9 protein-coding genes and 1 pseudogene are annotated in these 15,277 nt (G+C 65.0%); 6 read left to right on the forward strand and 4 right to left on the reverse strand.

Features of this window, described 5'->3' with window-relative positions:
• The 3 genes from AB0B76_RS15220 to AB0B76_RS15230 form a co-directional block, all read right to left on the reverse strand.
• A partial coding sequence (locus AB0B76_RS15220) for a hypothetical protein (RefSeq protein ID WP_360374921.1) occupies positions 1 to 294 on the reverse strand: 294 nt, incomplete at its 3' end.
• 48 nt (positions 295 to 342) lie between these two features.
• Positions 343 to 792, reverse strand: a complete 450-nt coding sequence (locus AB0B76_RS15225; protein ID WP_360374923.1) for a hypothetical protein — start codon at positions 790 to 792, stop codon at positions 343 to 345.
• A gap of 323 nt (positions 793 to 1,115) precedes the next feature.
• A complete protein-coding gene (locus tag AB0B76_RS15230; protein ID WP_360374925.1) occupies positions 1,116 to 2,867 on the reverse strand; it encodes a DUF6119 family protein in 1,752 nt (583 codons plus the stop codon).
• Between the two features lie 359 nt (positions 2,868 to 3,226).
• Here AB0B76_RS15230 and AB0B76_RS15235 point away from each other — a divergent pair, with 359 nt between their 5' ends.
• The 4 genes from AB0B76_RS15235 to AB0B76_RS15250 are packed head-to-tail and all read left to right on the forward strand — an operon-like array spanning position 3,227 to position 11,443.
• The gene (locus AB0B76_RS15235; protein WP_360374926.1) at positions 3,227 to 5,338 is read left to right on the forward strand and encodes an N-6 DNA methylase; all 2,112 of its coding nucleotides are present in this window, start codon (positions 3,227 to 3,229) and stop codon (positions 5,336 to 5,338) included.
• 57 nt (positions 5,339 to 5,395) lie between these two features.
• Positions 5,396 to 7,024 carry a class I SAM-dependent DNA methyltransferase gene (locus tag AB0B76_RS15240; RefSeq protein ID WP_360374928.1) on the forward strand — a complete coding sequence of 543 codons (1,629 nt, stop codon included), beginning with the start codon at positions 5,396 to 5,398 and terminating at the stop codon, positions 7,022 to 7,024.
• Positions 7,017 to 8,243 (forward strand): restriction endonuclease subunit S, encoded by a 1,227-nt coding sequence (locus AB0B76_RS15245; RefSeq protein ID WP_360374930.1) that lies wholly within the window; start codon positions 7,017 to 7,019, stop codon positions 8,241 to 8,243. The genes AB0B76_RS15240 and AB0B76_RS15245 overlap by 8 nt, the downstream gene beginning before the upstream one ends.
• On the forward strand, positions 8,240 to 11,443 hold the full coding sequence (locus AB0B76_RS15250) for a type I restriction endonuclease subunit R (protein ID WP_360374932.1): 3,204 nt from the start codon (positions 8,240 to 8,242) through the stop codon (positions 11,441 to 11,443). The genes AB0B76_RS15245 and AB0B76_RS15250 overlap by 4 nt, the downstream gene beginning before the upstream one ends.
• 532 nt (positions 11,444 to 11,975) lie before the next feature.
• Here the strand turns inward: AB0B76_RS15250 and AB0B76_RS15255 are convergent.
• Entirely contained in the window at positions 11,976 to 12,212 is a 237-nt protein-coding gene (locus AB0B76_RS15255) for a winged helix-turn-helix domain-containing protein (protein ID WP_360374934.1), read from the reverse strand.
• A 967-nt stretch (positions 12,213 to 13,179) separates the two neighbouring features.
• Here AB0B76_RS15255 and AB0B76_RS15260 point away from each other — a divergent pair.
• Entirely contained in the window at positions 13,180 to 13,641 is a 462-nt protein-coding gene (locus AB0B76_RS15260; RefSeq protein WP_360374936.1) for a hypothetical protein, read from the forward strand.
• A gap of 891 nt (positions 13,642 to 14,532) precedes the next feature.
• Positions 14,533 to 14,976 (forward strand): annotated as a pseudogene (locus AB0B76_RS15265) (replication-relaxation family protein); the annotation flags it as partial.
• Positions 14,977 to 15,277: the final 301 nt, after the last annotated feature.

Genomic DNA, 15,277 nt, shown 5'->3' on the forward strand with positions numbered 1-15,277 from the left:
ACCAGGGACCAGAAGATCCATCCCCGGCGGCAACGCCCCCACGATCCCGCCGATCGATGCGGCAGCATGGGCGTCAACGACGCCGTTCGGCTTCATCGACCGGCAGTACACGTATGCGACGGGAACATGGCCAGCTGCCAGACAAGTCGCGTGCAGAAGGGCAAACTCGTCAACACCGAACGTCGCCAGCGCAACACGCATCGAACCCGCCATCTCCGCGACAGTACGCGAGAAGCCTTGTGCCACCCCGGCTTCCCTGGAGCCCGGCCAGTGGACGCGCCCGATCACAGCCATCGGCATCTACTCCTCGATCTGGGCTGCCCCCGCAACTTCCGGACAACGTTAGTCCGTGACCTGGTCGAGCAACGTCTTGGCTGCCGATGCCTTCGCGGCTGCTTTCGTGTCGCCGATTTCGGTCGCCCGCCGCCGCTCGCTCGCCGAGGTGAGCGAGCGAGGCAGTGCAGGCGAAGGTCGGTGCGTGCGGCGGCAACCGTGTGTCTCGAACTCGTAGCGGATGTCGCCGACCACACCCGCCTGAGCGAGTTCGTTGAGCGCGCTGACCGCAGACCCTCCGCTTACTGGCATCGCCTTGGCGGGCGCCGGTTCCTGGTCGGCCAGCGTGCCGTTGGACCAGAGTTCGATGCCCGCCTCCCGCAGCCAGTGCCGCAGAGTCGAGGTCGGGATCTGCAGGTGCTCCCCGGCCTGACGGATCGTCATCCCGGAGTGCATCATCGTGCAGGCGATCTCCGTCAGCCGGGCCCGATCACGGTCTGTCGTCTCGGCGGCGAGCACGCCACGCCGGGCTCCCTCCGCGAGTTCGTCCTTCGCGCGTACCAGGCAGTCGACCGAGCAGTACACCCGAGTCGCAGATGCCAACCCGCCCCGCCGACGGCGCATTCCAGCAGGTACCACCCGCCCGGAACCCGCCGGCCTCTCGGCACCATGTGGCATGAGCGGCAGAAGTCGCTGCGCTCGGGTCGAGGCCCAGCCGTGTCCATCGAGGTCGTGTCCATCGAGGTCAGGCAACGTCGGCGGCGACCGACTCCGCCATCAGCACGACCCGTTGCCGAGGGTTAGTGGCTGGGCCTGCACGAGATCGACCCAGTCATCTTGGGTCAGTGGCCCGGAATCCCGATGACCTCCACGTCGATGTCGTCACTGCGCAGCCGTCGGACCGCACGGTAGAGGGCGACCTGCGAAAACGTGAAGAGCGTGTCGGCGGTGAGCCGCCTGCCGGAGCCGAGAGCGATGCCGTAGACGACCTTGGTCGGCTTGAACGACACGTCGATCGGATGACTTGGGTCATGGGCATGCACCAACTGGACCAGCCGTTCACGGGCCTCCGCCTCGTAGCGCAGTGCGTCCACTGCGACCTCGCCCTGCAGGAACAGATGGCTGAGCGGGGAAGACCGCTCCGCCCGCTTGATGTGAATCAGTTCGTTGCCGGGGCCGAGCAGGTCGCACGCCTCGATGCCGTGTCCTCGTTTGTGCTGCCGGGTCTTCAGCAGCCGCTTGTCGAGCAGCACGTAGCCGGGCCCGGACGCGGCGGCGTGCTTGTTGTAGGCGTCCTCATCGGCGAGGCCGCTGGTCCACGGTGGCAGAGCAACGGTGGGCGGCCTGTTCAGCAGGGCTTCGATCTCGGCACGCAGGAAGTCCAGGTGACGGTCTCCGATCTCGTACCACCTCCCCTCGTGGTAGATCATGTGCGCGGACCCGACAGCGATCTCTGCCGTGAGCCACCTGTTCGCCGGCGTGGGCGGGCACAGCAACTCTTCGCCATAGGCATCGGCGCACAGCGCGATGGCACCCGTCTTCAGCGCATCGAGCCGTTTGCCCACCGGCCTGCTCTGTGCCCGTTCGAGAATGGTTTCGAGGTCGAGTTCGGTGCGATAGGTCCGCCGGTACGGCACCTTGACCTGATAAGAGGCCGCGAACGGTTCGTACTCGACCTGCGCCGTGGGGACGGCGAGACCGAGGGCCTGCGGGTCGCTCTCGCCGAGCAGGTCGTCGAGCTGCTGGTCGAGGTTTTCGGTGCGAACGCCGGTCTGCAACGGCTGGACCTGTGCAACGAATTCGAGCTCCGGCGACGGGGTGTCGCGAGCGCAGACGCGGCTGATCTCCCGCAGGTCGGCGAGCAGGCCCGTCGGGTCGACGTTGAGCGGGATCTGCAACGAGTTCGCGCCCGCGATCGAGACCGGCCGGCTGGCGAATCGGGTGACTGTCAGCCGCTCGTTCTCAAGGAGGGTGCCGCACAACTGGCCGACGATTTCGCCCCACTGCTCGATGCCGTAGTGGCGGATGTGCTGACCTCCGGGCACCAGGCTGCGGTCGACCCGGCCGGTGGAGGCGAGCACACGGCGGGTAACCCGCCTGATCTGCTCGGGCTCGATGGCGCGGATCGCAAAGGCGATACCGAACCCGGGATCGGCGAGCTCCAGGTTGATCATGTGTCGGCCAACTGTGCCGTAGGTGAGGGCGTATACCTTGTCGTCCACGGCGACGAGCAGCGCGCCTCCGGCACTGCTGTATCCGACAGCGACGCTGCCACCGGTGAGCCTGGTGATGATGCCGCACCAGTCGGCCTTCTCCCGCGGCACGTACCCGTGCACCACCAGCGCAGGGGCGCCGGCGACGGTAGTCGGGGTGATCTCGAAGTCCTGCTCCCGCAGGTACCGATTGTTGAGGGCCCGCAGGAGCCCCTTCGGGTCCGGCGCAACGCCGTCGATCCGATAAAGAGTGGTGCGATAGGTGCTGGCAGTACGGTGGCCCTTCGCGGCGTTGCGTCCGGGCTTCGCACCAGCGGCGTGCCGGTCGGCTCGGGCGTTGCCGCTGCGGTCCCGTGATGAATGAGTTGCGGCCTCATGCATTGACGGATCGTCCTTCTCACTCAAGAAGCTGGGTGACGCCAGTCGACGCCGCGGGCCAGCGGCTTGCTGGCCCGCGTCAAGGTCGTCTCAGGCGAAACGTAGGTCTTCGCGGTGTTGCTACGTTCATGGATCGATTCCGGCAATCCGCTCGTAGCGGAGGGCCCGGGGCGCGCTACCCGATTCGCGGTGATCACCGCCTGCTTGGGTGTTTCCAATGGAGCACAGCAAGCTCCTCTGCGGCAACCGCATGACCTGATAATGGGGATAACCAGACTCGCAGCGCGTAGCGGAGTGTTCTTGTTTTATAGTTTGCGATGCGACACGCCGATCACTGACCGCGCCGATAGAGGAGGGCAACGATGAGCTTGATCGGCCCCTTCCTTGTCTCTATGGCCGAGATCGCTGCTATGGCCCAGGTCAAGCGGCCTGTGGTGACGAACTGGAAGCGTCGACATGTCGACTTCCCCGCTCCCCACCCTGGCGTCAACCCACATGCCCTGTTCGATGGTGCTGAAGTCGTCGCCTGGCTCATCCGTACCGGGCGCGGCAACGTCGACGCCGCGCAACTCCAGACGGAGCTAAGCCTCCATGCACTGTCGGCCTACGCACAGCGGATCGGCCCTCGCCCACTCGTCGAGTTGGTCAGCAGCCTCCTGTGCCTGCGCCACCTCGATGGCCGACCGCTCGTCTCTGGCGACAGCATCGGAGCATCAGATTCAGCCCACGCGCGCGCAGAGCTGCTCGCCCGCGCGCAGCGGATTGACTTCGACGACGAGTTCGTCCTCCACGAACTCCGCGGTGCAGAAAACCTGCTCGGCGACCTCGCCTACCTTGCCGAAAATCTGGTCGAGGCCGCCCACAGCGGCAGCGGGGCACATGAGTGGCTGCTGGCAGCGAGAAACCGACTCGGGCTGGTCGGTTTGTCAGCCGACACACTGGCACCTGAGCTGACCCAGCTCATCGCGAAGATCGCCGACGTGCAGCATCGAGCCACCGGCCAGTTGCAGGTGCGGATTGCCGACCCCAATGCCCGGTCCGGCGACCTTTTGACCGCGCTGGCAAGCCAGGCCGAAGATCCCGAACAAGTCCTCGTGCTCGCCGCTGAGCCGGACGAGTGGCTGGCAAGGCTCATCCGGCGCCGCCTTCTTCTGGCAGGCGTGGCTGAGATCTCCCTCGACATCCAGGTCGGCGTCGAATTGGAGGAGCAGATCGCCGATCCGGACCTCATTGTCACGCAACTCCCCTACCAGGCCGCGGAGCAACGGTCCACGTTGGACGCACTGGACGCGGTCGAACGGGTCAGCGACCTGCTCGGATCCGGAAGCACCGGCATCGTGGTGGGGCCAGCTACTGCACTCATCGACGCCCTCTCCGGCACGCACGAAGCCAAGCGCCGATCCGCGCTGCTGCGCGGCGGCGTCGTCGAAGCGGTCATCGGGCTACCGAACGGAGCTGTCCCCTTCCGAGCTGGCTACCGCACCGCCATGTGGGTGTTGACCCGCGATCCAGTGCCGGCCGCCAGAGGGAACGTACTGCTCATCGACGCCAGCACACATGCGCTCGGCGACAGGTTCCTGGCCCACGTCGCTGAGGATCTGCTCGTGTGGCGAGCCGAGGGCTTGCGGCCGGACGACGGACACGCGCCACGCACCGGCCACATTGTGCGGGTCGGCGACCTCAACGCCAACCTGCATGCTCCACTCATCCGACCGGCGCTGCACCCACACAGTCACGCGATCGACGACCGACCGGCCCTCATCGGCGAACTTGAGCACCGTCTGCTCCGCGCGCACAACGACACACTGCGGTACGTCGAAGAACACGGCGCGCTACGCGGCCGGGTGGTCCGACGCACCGGCGCCAAACCTGCGCGGACCACAATCGGCACACTCGTCACCAAGAAACGGATCACCCGCCTGGCCGGCCACCGCCTGGCTCCAACACACGTCACACCGGACGGTACGTACCGCGTGATCGGTTCGGCGGAGATCAGCGCAGACCACCCGACCGCCCGGCGGGGAATCGATTGGTTCACCTTGGCCGCCGAGTACGAGCACACCATCCTGACCGAACCCGGCGACGTCATCTACACCAGCACACCGACATGGGCAGCCATGGTCGACTCAGAAGGATCATCCGTCATCGAGTTCCCGGCCCGTGGCCTCCGAGTGAACCCCACAGCCAAGAACCCGCTGACCGGGCGGATCCTGGCGGCATTACTCAACACCGCTCGCGAGCCTGGCAAAGACACCATTGCCCGCGTCTCTACTGGACGTGTCGAAGGCCTCAGCATCCCCGACTTGAACTCGGACGAGGTAGACAGGCTCGATGCGCTCCTAGTCGAGATCGAGCAACGAGCCTCACTCCTGCGACAACAGGTCGACACCCTTGCTGAACTACGCCGGCTGACCCTAGCCGGTGTCGCAGACGCCACCCTCACGATCGAGACACCCACGATCGAGCCGGAGTAGCCGGCATCGACGAGGACCCGCAGCCGCAAGAACTCCCCCTGAAGGAAAGATGAGCCGATGCCTCCACGGAAACGCGCCAACCCCGTTCAGAACGAATTGCCCGGGGTCTCCAGCACCAAGGAAATCCAGGACATCCTCTGGAAGGCCGCCGACAAGCTGCGGGGTTCCATGGACGCCGCACAGTACAAGGAGTTCGTCCTCGGACTGGTGTTCCTGAAGTACGTCTCGGACGCCTTCGCTGAGCGGCGTGCCGAGATCGAGAAGAGCCTGGACGCCATCGCCGAGCAGCGGCGCGCCCAGTTCCTCGACGACAAGGACGAATACACAAGCCAGAACGTTTTCTGGGTGCCCGAGGTCGCCCGCTGGGACTCCATCTCCGAACAGGCCGCGAGCACGGACGATGGCGTAGGCCGGCTTCTCGACGACGCCATGGACGAGATCATGAAGCACAACCCGGTCCTTACAGGCGTGCTGCCGAAGATTTTCAACCGGGACAACGTCGACAAACGGCGCCTCAAGGAGTTGGTCGACCTCATCAGCGACGCCAGATTCACCGGCCACGGCAACCGACCCGCGCAGGACGTACTCGGTGAGGTCTACGAGTATTTTTTGGAGAGGTTCGCCCGGGCGGAGGGTAAGCGCGCAGGCGAGTTTTACACCCCGGCAAGTGTGGTCAAGCTGCTGGTCGAGGTGCTGGAACCGTACGAGGGGCGCGTTTACGACCCGTGCTGCGGCTCGGGCGGAATGTTCGTGCAGGCAAAGAAGTTCGTCGCCGCGCATGCCGGCCGCGACCACACCCACGACATCGCCATCTACGGCCAAGAGGCGAACGAACGCACCTGGCGCCTGGCGAAAATGAACCTCGCTATCCACGGCATCGACCCCGAAGGCATCGGCAACCGCTGGGCCGACACCTTCGCCGAGGACAAGTTGCCTGACCTCAAGGCCGACTTCATCATGGCGAACCCGCCGTTCAACATGTCCGACTGGGCGCGCAAGACTACCGATCCGCGGTGGCGCTACGGCACTCCACCGCAGAGCAACGCCAACTACGCCTGGCTCCAGCACATCGTCTCGAAGCTTGGCGACCGAGGCAGCGCAGGCGTCGTACTCTCCAATGGATCAATGTCGTCTAAGCAATCAGGTGAAGGTGAGATTCGCGCCGCAATGATCGAGGCCGACTTGGTCGCCTGTATGATTGCATTACCCGCCAACCTTTTCCGAACCACCGCGATCCCCGCCTGTCTGTGGTTCCTGAATAAGGACAAAGGCCCCCAGGGGGCCAAAGCGCTTGCCGACCGGCGCGGCGAGGTGCTCTTCATCGACGCCCAAGCGATGGGAACGATGGTTGACCGCACTGAACGCGTCCTCACCAATGACGACTTGTCCAAGATAGCCGATACATTCCACGCCTGGCGCGGCACCCAGTCAGCGACCAATAGAGGAGTCGGCTACAAGAATGTTTCCGGCTTCTGTCACTCCAGGACAATCGAGGAGATCCGCAAGCAAGACTTCGCACTAACTCCAGGTCGCTATGTTGGCCCCGCCGAGACCGAGCCGGATCCCAACGCCGAGCCAATTCAGGATCGAATCGACCGCCTCACTAAGGCACTCTTCAGTCAGTTCGAAGAAGCCGACCGGCTAGAAGCAGTCGTACGCGAACAGCTGGGGAGGATTTGTGACTGAATGGCAGTGGGTTGAGTACCAATCTCTAGCCTCCAAGGACCGGTCGGCATTCGCCATGGGTCCTTTCGGATCTAAGATCACGAAGGAAAACTACGTATCTTCAGGCGTTCCGGTTGTCAGAGGAGTGAACCTCGCACGCGGCATATTTTCCGATGAGGAATTTGTCTATATAACGAGCGGCAAGGCTGACGAGTTAATGTCGGCAAACGTGCAGCCAGGAGATCTAATCTTCACCCACCGTGGAACCATTGGGCAAGTTTCAATGATTCCACGCAGGCCGAAGTTCAATCGCTACGTAATCGGCTCAAGCCAGGTTAAAACGCGCCTCGATGAGTCGCAAGCGGTCCCGGAGTTCTACTACTATTGGTTCCAGTCCCTCGAAGGGCAGCGCTCCATCCTGGCGAATGCGTCGACGGTTGGTGTGCCTGGCATCGCTACTCCGTTGACCTCGATCCGATCATTGAATGTTCCCCGGCCTTCGATGGCAGAACAGAGGTCGATCGTAGCAACGCTAGCGGCACTAGACGACAAGATCTCGATTAACAGACGCATCGCGACCACCGCCCGCCAGCTTGCCATTAACATGCACCACCGCGAGACAAGTGTTGATGGCAGGGTTATGGATATCGGAGAAGTCGCCGCCTATCTCAACCGAGGTCAAGCGCCACGGTATACAACACAAGGCCACGGCATGTTGGTCGTTAATCAGAAGTGCGTGCGAGATGGTCGCGTAATCATTGATCCGGCACGACACACCGAGTCGGCTCGCGTTGATCCCGAGCGACAGCTGCTCAAGAATGACGTTCTAGTTAACTCGACCGGCGTCGGAACGCTTGGCAGGGTTGGCATCTGGTCGCGCGAAACGATGGCAACCGTTGACTCGCATGTCACTATCATTAGGATAAATCAGCAAGTCGTGCCGTCAATTGTTGGTGCATTTGCGATCCTAGCCGAACAGTCACAGATTGAAGGCATGGGTGAAGGGTCGACCGGCCAAACCGAGCTGAATCGCACAAAGCTTGGGAGTGTGAAAATCAAGCTTCCGACAGGAAGCTGCGAAAAGCTCGCCAGCGAGCTGGATGTTCTTGAGCAAAGGGCAGCCGCGGCCCTCTCTGAATCTCAAATACTTGCCAACCTGCGCGACACCTTATTGCCAGAGTTGATGTCCGGACGGTTGCATGCCAAGCGTGCCGAACAAGTCGTAGAGGACGCTGTATGAACGACGACGGCAAGATGAGCGAGTCCAGCTGGGAGGCGCTCACGCTGGACGAGTTGGCAGAACTCAGCTGGGAGCCCCGACTCGGCAAGGAAGTCGCACCCGGCTCGGGCAGCCGTGCAAGCTGGACCGATGTGACCCTTGTCGATGAGCTGCGCACGGCGATCGAGCGCCTCAACCCTGCCCTGCCATCGTCGGCCGTCCGTGAGGCATTGAGCATCGCAACCTCCCCGAAATCTCGGGAGGCGCTGCCGGAGAATCGTGACGCGCATGAGTACCTAGTCCACGGCATTCGCGCGGTTGTCTACACCGACGAGTTTGGTGCCGAACACAACCCGACTATTCGGCTGGTCGACCTCCGGGATCCGAACCGCAACACGTATCGCGCGGTCAGCCAGGTCATCGTCATGGACGGAGACCATCATCGCCGGTTCGACGTCGTACTCTACGTCAACGGCCTACCGCTGGCGGTCGTCGAGCTCAAGAGCGCCAGCGATGAGAAGACAACCCTCCGCGACGCGCATGCCCAGCTACAGACCTACGTCGAAGAGTTCCCTCTCGCCTTCCGGTACAACGTCTTGTGCCTGATCTCCGACGGCATCACCGCGAAGTACGGCACACCGTTCACTCCGTACGAGCACTTCGCCCCATGGAACGTGGACGAGGCAGGCAAGCGCGTCGACACCAACTCGCCGGAGTACGACGGTGAGGAGGCGCTGACCGTCGCGCTGCATGGACTCTTCACCCAGCGACAGTTCCTGGAACTCGCCGAGGGGTTCGTGAACTTCACACCCAAGGGAAAGCGGATCGCCAAGGCACATCAGTACTTCGCCGTCGCCAAGGCCATTGCCGCGATTGTGAAGGCCTCCCGCAGCAACGGGCAGGCCGGCGTCGTTTGGCACACCCAGGGCTCCGGCAAGTCCGAAGAGATGGTGTGCACCGCCGCCCTGACGTCCAAGCATCCAGCGCTGAACAACCCAACCATCGTCGTGGTCACCGACCGCAACGACCTCGACGACCAGCTCTTCGACACGTTCCAGGACAGCAAGGACCTGCTCGGCCAGGATCCGCGGCAGGTTTCCACCCGTGAAGAGCTGCGCGAAGAGCTGCGCATCCGGCGTACCGGCGGGATTGTCTTCACGACCTTGCAGAAGTTCGGCCGGACCCTGGAGGAGCGGGAGACCGGCACGGATCATCCGATGCTGTCCGACCGCACCAACATCTTGGTCATCGTCGACGAGGCGCACCGCAGCCACTACGACAGTCTCGACGGATATGCGCGACACCTCCGTCAGGCCCTGCCGAAGGCCACACTGATCGCCTTCACGGGTACGCCGATCTCGAAGGCCGATGCCAACACCCAAAAGGTATTCGGTGGCTACATCGACATCTACGACCTCAAGCGGGCGGTGGACGACGAGGCGACCGTGCGGGTCTACCACGAGCCGCGGATCATCCCGGTCTCACTGCCGAAGGACGTCGATCCCGAGACGATCGACGAGCGGGCCAACACACTGACCGCCGGTATGAACGATGCCGAGCGTCAGCGGGCCGAGAAGTACGCGACGGCGATGAACAACATCTACGGTGCGCCAGATCGGGTCCGAACCCTCGCGGAGGACCTTGTGGCGCACTGGGAGCAGCGGTCGCTGCGCATGCGCCCGCAGTTGGGCGGCCCGGGTAAGGCGATGATCGTCTGCGCGACCCGTGAGATCTGCGTCGCGATCTTCGACGCGCTCGCCGTGCTAAGGCCCGCCTGGGTCGACGATGCGGTCGACAAGGGCAAGATGAAGATCGTCTTCCACAGCATTCCAGCCGACAAGCCGCACCTGCGCAGACATTCGTTGCGACCGTCCCAGCACAAGGTCGTCCAGGCGCGGGCCAAGGACTCGGACGACGAGTTGGAACTGCTCATCGTCCACTCAATGCTGCTCACCGGCTACGACGCGCCACCGATCCATACCATCTACATGGACCGCCCTATGCGGGGCGCGAACCTGATGCAGGCGCTCGCCCGGGTCAACCGCCGATTCAACGGCAAGCAGGACGGTCTCCTGGTCGGCTATGCGCCGCTCACCGAGAACCTGCGCGAGGCGCTCGCCGAGTACAGCCCCGGGGACCGCCAGGATCAGACGCTCGGGCGCGACCTCGACCGTGCGATCACCGAGGTCCGCAACGAACACTCGACCATCTGCGGCATGCTCGCCGGCATTGGCTGGCGGGCACTGCTGGCTGACACGACGCATCCGAAGCCCCGGATCCACACACTGCGCATGGTCGCCAACCATCTGCGGGATCCGCGCACTCCGGGCAACACTGTCGAGCCCGGCGCCAAGGCGCTCGGCGCACGGTTCCGTGAGAGCGCCAGAAGGCTGGAACGCTTCTACGCCCTATGCTCAATGAGCCGAGAGCTCTCCGACCGATTCGACGATCTCGAGACGTGGCGACACGACATCGTGTTCTTCGTCGAGGTGCGCGCCTGGATGGTCAAGCTCGATGCCGCTGAACGGGAAGCAAGCGGACTACCGCTGCCCGCCGAGGTCAACCTCTACCTGTCACAACTGGCCGCGTCCGTCGTCGACGCCGAGGCGATCACTGACCTATATGCCGAGGCCGGCATTGGTCAGCTCGACATCACGCAGCTCAACGAAGTGCAGCTGCGCCGACTGGTGGATTCAGAGACTCCGCACTTGTCGATCGAGGCGCTCCGCCGCCTGATCGAGCAGAAGATGCGGGAGGTGACCCGGCACAACATCATCCGTCAGGAGAGCTTCGCCAAGCGACTTCAAGACCTGATGGTGCGCTACATGAAGCAACAGCTCACCAGCGCCCAGATGATCGCCGAGCTGGTCGCGATGGCCAGGGATGTCTCCGCCGATGCCCGCCGCGGTGAGCAGTTCGATCCGCCCCTGAACCACGCCGAACTCGCCTTCTACGACGCCGTCGCGAACCATGGCATGGCGAAGGCGCTCATGGGCGACGACATCCTCGCGGAGATCGCCCGTGCACTGGTGACCACGATCCACAAGGAACTTAGCGTGGACTGGCTTTCCCGCGAACCAGTCCGCGCCAAGCTCCGCACCGTCATCCGCCGCCTGCTCGCGAAGTTCGATTACCCGCCGGACGAGGAGCGCGAGGCTGTCGACCTGGTCATCAAGCAGATGGAGACCTTCGCCAGCGAGTGGGCTCCGGCAACCCCATAAGGTGGTATCGGTGACAACACCCGTCATACATCGGCTCCGTGCGCTGGCGGCAGCCCGCCGAAGCCTATGCCCTTGAGGCGATGATGGCCTCGGTGCGGACGAGTTCATGGGAGGTGCCCGCAGGGGTATACAACGCCCCCGCACGCGCGGGGGTGCTCCCTCGATATTCGAGGTGGCCTGGATGGACTGGGCGTCGTCCCCACCACGCGCGGGGGTGCTCGGACTAGGGAGCGACCCGTGGCGTACACGACCCCGGTCGTCTCTGCACGTGCGGGGGTGCTCCTCGGGGGGTGCCCGCGCCCCGGTCGTCCCAGTTTGTCGTCCCCGCGCAGCGCTGACGACGTTTGGGATCGCTACGTCCAGCCCGGGCGACAGCCGGGATGGTCCCCGCAGATCCGCGCGGTACGAGGACTCGACGACGATCGAAAGCTACGCTCCTGTGGTGGCCGTCTACCGCCAGCGGCCTTAGGTGCCGAAAACTGTGCGGACGAAGACGGACGGCTCGCTCAGCGCCGCCTCGATGCTGAGCGGCTCAGGCTGGCCGCTCTGCCACGTACACGCCGCGTCCCGGCTGGCCGACCACCAGGCCCTGCGCCTTGAGCTCGACCATGGCGAACTGAATGACGGTTCCGCTGACCCCGTAGATGTCGCGCAGTTGCTGGGTGCTCGGGAGCTTGTCGCCCGGTTTCAGAGTGCCTGCCCCGATCTGCGCGCGTAGATCCGCCGCCACCTGGCGGTAGTACGGCGTCCCGTCGTTCTTCAGAGGCACGTGCGCACCCTGCCCCGTTGCTCACGGAACCTGCATCACTGGGTATCGCCTGCATCACTATGTGATGTAGGTTGACCGCGGGTTCGATGGTCTGTAGATGCGAGCATGAGGCCGCCGCGCCCTGCCCCCTTATCGGCGAGCCAGGAGCGATCATGAGCGAAGAGCCGCATCCGAATTGGTGCGTCCGTACGGTATGCACCGCGTACAGCCCGGAGATGGATGAGTACCACCGGTCCGAGCCATTCGTGGTTCAGACTGACGATCCCCGCGTCAGCCTGTTCATCTCCAAGGTGGCGGATCCCGACGGCACCAACGAGTACATCGAAATCGCAGAGCTGGAGGCCGGGAACACAGACCGACCCTGGCACCTACGGGAACCAAGGCGGGAGCTATTCCTTCCGCGAGCATCTGCTGACGCGACGTGGCGTGCCATGGCGGAGCTAGTCTGAGTGGGCAAGCGGGCGCTCCCGGCCATTCCGCCGTTGTGCGTGGGCTTGGCACGCCTCGCATCAGCCCGCCAAGCCCTGAGCGCAGCGGGCTCGGAGGGCACCAGCGGCAGCCAGGCCAGCGGCGAGCAGCGGGAGTAGGTGGCCGCCGAGAGGGGGCGCCCAATGCCCTATATCCAGTCGCGACCGCGCACGCCCAGGACCAGCGCAGTCCAGGGTTGCGTAGACAAATGACCGCGCAGCCCGTGGACGGCTGCGCGGTTAAGGATGGGATTGGCGGGCCGCGGACGGCTGCCCGCGCCTTCACGCCGTGGCGAGGGCGGCGCCGGGTATGCGCCGGGGGAGGTAGCGGTGGGGACGCCAGTCGTTGACGGCGGTGGCGGCGCTGGTGAACCAGTCGGTGAAGCGGCCGACGTTGGGACTGGGACTGGGGCTTGGCCGACGGCGGTTGTCGGCTGGTGGCTGGCTGGCGCGTGGCGGGGTGGGGCGGGCGGCGCTGGCGCCGGTCGGCGGCGTGCCAGGTGCAACGCTCGCTGGGCCTGCCTGGCGGCGGCGCATGGACCGCGTTCGCTGGTGCAGCGCAGGTTGGTGCAGTTGCCGTCCGGGCCGCGTTGGTGTTCGACCGCGACGTCGAACGCGAGCCGCCACAGCAAGATGTCGACGACGTCGTCGGGGACGGGCACGTCGGCGGAGGGGTGCTGGCGGTGGCCGGTCGTGGTGGTGGGCATGGCGTCGTCTCCCGCGTCGCTGGCATCCGGGCAGCCGTCGACGCCAGCAGCGCGGTGCGGGTGTGCAGAGGGGCCGGCTGCCGGGTGGCAGCACACAGATCGACGCTTGACTTTCGATCCGGGTCAAGTCGTGCCGGTCATGGGCCGTGGCTGCTCGACGGCGTCGCTGCTGCCGACGCGCTTGCCATGTCCGTACCTTCGGCCGGCGACCGGGATGGGTCGATCTCGACGACGCCATTGGCCTGTGGCCGTTGATGGCGCGAAATTTGGCACATCGATGTCCGTGGACGCAGGCGGACGGGTGAGCACCAATCAGCACCGATCGGCTTCTCTTAGCACCAGCCAGGACTGGCGTCAATACTCTCTGCGAAATAGTCGTGTCGAGTCTCTTGACCGAGCGACTGAGCTGGTGCCTACTGGAAGCACGTCCCCCGTGCGGCGGTCTCGTTCGCCGGGCCATATCGGTCGATCTGTGGGCGCTCCTCGTGGGCGCTCGCGGTCGTTCAAGGCCCCGGTCCGGGTGCCCGCCGACGGTGGTCCGATCGACGACAGGAGGACCGCGATGAAGGATCCGTTCCCGGCGAGCTGAGCCGCAGCCAGCCGAACGGCGTGCGCCGTACGCCCGCGCCCGGCTCGGATGGTTGCCTTGCCTGAGCGGCCGTCACGTCGGCCGCCGTCGCCGTTGTTGCCCTATTCCCGCGCGCCCGCTGACCGCGGTCGTGCCGATGAACGCTGCCCAACCCTGCCGCCGGCACGCCGGACGGCACGTTCGTTGAGAACTCCACAGTGGATCCGCCTGCACCGCAACCGCCCGGCCGGGCGTTACCCGGCAGGCCACCACCTGCCCGGAATCGCCTCCAGCACCGGGCAGACCCCCAGTCTCCGATGATCAGGAGTGTTCGTGTTGCTGCCCCATCCAACCTTCCCTCAACGTCCACACGGCGACGGTTCCGGTCTTGGTCTCCGGGCGGGTCTCCGGCTCGCTGTCCGCGTCGGCGTCCGTCTTGAACTGGACACCCGGACGGACCCCGCCGATCGGCTCACAACGCAGCCAGCGGCGGCTGTCAGCGTCGCCGGTCGCGCCGCGACTGACCCGTCTGGTCGGGTCCTCCCTCGGGTAGGACCTGCCATGGACGGTGCGTGCCGATGACCGATCCGGTGCTGCGGGTGCAGTCCAGCCTGACCGACCGGGACCACCTCCTGCTCGGCTGGCTCGCCGAGCACGGTGTGCTGACGTCGTTCCAGATCGCCGGTGCGCTGTTCCCGTCCCTGGACTACGCCCAGGAACGGCTGCACCGCCTCACCCGCCTCCATGTGCTGGACCGGTTCCGGCCGCAGAAACCCGACGGCGGTTCCTACCCCTACCACTACGTCCTGGACCAACTCGGCGTCGAGGTCGTCGCCGCGCAGCGCGGCGACGACCCGCCCCGCCGCACCCAGGCCCGCACCCGGCGGCTACACCTGACCCGCCGGGCGAACCTCCCGCACCTGCTCGGCGTGAACGGGTTCTTCACCGACCTCGCCGCCCACGCCCGCACCCACCCCGGCACCGCACTCGTGGAATGGTGGCCGGCGGCGCACTGTCAGCGGCTGTCAGCCGTGCGCCGTGACCCGTTGACAGCGCCCTGAGAGCGCCAAACCCTTCCCAGCACCGGACATCGGAGGTACCTTCCGCGCCGCTCACCACAAGCAACCTGCGGACCCGTCAATCGCACTTCCGTATTCCACATCGTCGCGTATCTCGCGCAAGAAAGGAAACAGATGAACCCAGGACTCCGACCCCAGACAGCATTCACGCTTTTCGGAGGACCGTGGCGAAAACGCCCCACCACGAAAACGCCGTCCGGAGCTATCCTGACGATCCGCATCCCGGTACCACCACACGCCACGG

It is taken from the genome of Dactylosporangium sp. NPDC049140, assembly GCF_040648435.1.